We start from the raw sequence: 2,015 nt of genomic DNA, 5'->3' as shown, positions 1-2,015 counted from the left end.
GTCCTCCTAGAGCGCTGAATGATTTAAATTTACGCAGCCAAATTCATAGCGATGTGCAAATTTGTAACCATGGCAGTTCTGTTTAAATCATATTCATTAAGATGTAGTAGTTCAAACTTGATCTGACAGTTACCGGTTTTTCAAGAAGTGTCTGTCAGGTCAAATTTAGTTTATAAACTTTTCCATCCAGATTTGTTTATCCTCTATCAAAGTTTGCATTGGAGTACGTCCACAACACATTTTACCTTGATGAGTTCGTTGATTATTATAGTAATCCATCCATTCGTCCAGATCTTTTTGTAATTCATCGATTGATTCGTAAATTTTCTTTCGAAATGTTACTTGATAGAACTCTTGTAAAATCGTTTTATGGAAACGCTCACAAATTCCATTTGTTTGTGGTGAGTTTGCTTTTGTCTTCGTATGGTCGATATTATTAATCGCCAAATAAAGCTGATAATCATGGTGCTCTACCTTTCCACAATATTCCGTGCCTCTGTCAGTTAAAATTCGCAGTATGGGCAAGTTGTATTGCTCAAAGAATGGTAAGACTTTGTCATTGAGTATATCTGCTGAGGTAATCGGTATTTTTGTCGTATAAAGCTTGGCAAAAGCTACTTTGCTGTAAGTATCAACAAAGGTTTGCTGATAAATACGACCGACTCCTTTAAGCGTTCCTACATAAAAAGTATCTTGAGAGCCGAGGTAACCAGGGTGGGCTGTTTCAATTTTACCACATGCTTCATCATCAAATTTCTTTTTCTCCAAAGCGCTAACTTGCGCCTCTGTTAATATAATCCCTTCAGAGGCTACTTTGGCCTCTAATGCTTTTAAACGGTCTTTAAAATTGGCAAGTTCATAGCGCAACCAAATACTACGAACACCACTAGGAGAAACAAAAATACCTTGTTTACGAAGCTCGTTGCTCGTACGCTGCTGACCATGTGCTGGAAATGCTATCGCATATTCCTTGACCGCTAGCTCGACTGATTCATCTACTCTATTTTTGATATTAGGTTTTCCTGACTTCCGCGTTTTTTAATTCCTAAGAAAATTTATTTTTGTATAATCATATAGTGTCGAAACAAACAGGTTTCGAAACAAATGTGTCGCGCCAAAATGATAATGTCCCCCTAAGCCCAAAATGAAAATGTCCCCCAAATAACGTGGACTAACTCTTTAAGTTGACAGACAAAAAGGGAGTCCAGGGAATGGGAGACCTATTGATTATGAGTAAAAAAGAATTACAACGCAAAAGCATTTTTGATTTAGTAAAGCTTGGTCAAATAACGCAGCTGGATGCATCAAAGCGATTGTATTTATCATATCGCCAAACAAAGCGTGCCTATCAACGTTATTTAAAGGAAGGTGCTTCTGGATTAATCCATCGAAGCCGAGGCAAACCATCAGCACGAGCCCTCTCGTTAGAGATGAAAAAGACAGTGTTGTCATTGTATGAAGAAAAATATTGGGATTTTGGTCCAACTTTGGCAGCAGAAAAACTTTTAGAGGAAGATAACCTGAAGTTGCATGCGGAGACCCTTCGCATCTGGTTAAAAGCGGCAGGCCTGTGGTTTCCCAAACGCCAACGTAAGGCTCATCGTTCAAGACGAACACGTCGTTCACGATTTGGTGAGCTCTTGCAATTAGATGGTTCAATACATGCTTGGTTTACAGGTATAGAGACTAAGCAATGCTTGATGAATTTAATCGATGATGCAACGGGTAAGACTTTAGCGTTACTGGATACAGGAGAAACAACAGACGCTGCATTTCGGTTGTTAAAATGGTGGATAAAATTGCATGGCATTCCGATGGCTATCTACGTTGATTTGAAGAGTTTATATATTTCACCGAAGTCACTTCGTCATGCAGGTGAAGACGATTTAGTAGAACCGGCATGGTTAACGCATTTTTCAAAAGCGTGCAAAACACTCGGCATAGAGGTAATTAAAGCTTATTCTCCTCAAGCGAAAGGCCGTGTCGAAAGGAGTCACGGTGTATACCAAGATCGC

At 39.2% G+C, this 2,015-nt stretch carries 1 protein-coding gene and 1 pseudogene; one reads left to right on the top strand and one right to left on the bottom strand.

Annotation, left to right across the window (positions count from 1 at the left end; genetic code table 11):
* Positions 1 to 140 precede the first annotated feature (140 nt).
* A pseudogene (locus OK13_RS13590) lies at positions 141 to 1,017 on the bottom strand (IS481 family transposase); the annotation flags it as partial.
* A 194-nt stretch (positions 1,018 to 1,211) separates the two neighbouring features.
* Between OK13_RS13590 and OK13_RS13585 the strand changes: the two are divergent.
* On the top strand, positions 1,212 to 2,015 hold an 804-nt coding region (locus OK13_RS13585), incomplete at its 3' end, for an ISNCY family transposase (protein ID WP_035891696.1).

Source organism: Legionella norrlandica, from assembly GCF_000770585.1.
Taxonomy (GTDB): domain Bacteria; phylum Pseudomonadota; class Gammaproteobacteria; order Legionellales; family Legionellaceae; genus Legionella; species Legionella norrlandica.
Note: the sequence above shows the minus strand (reverse complement) of the source record. Positions and strands in the feature narration are given on the sequence as shown.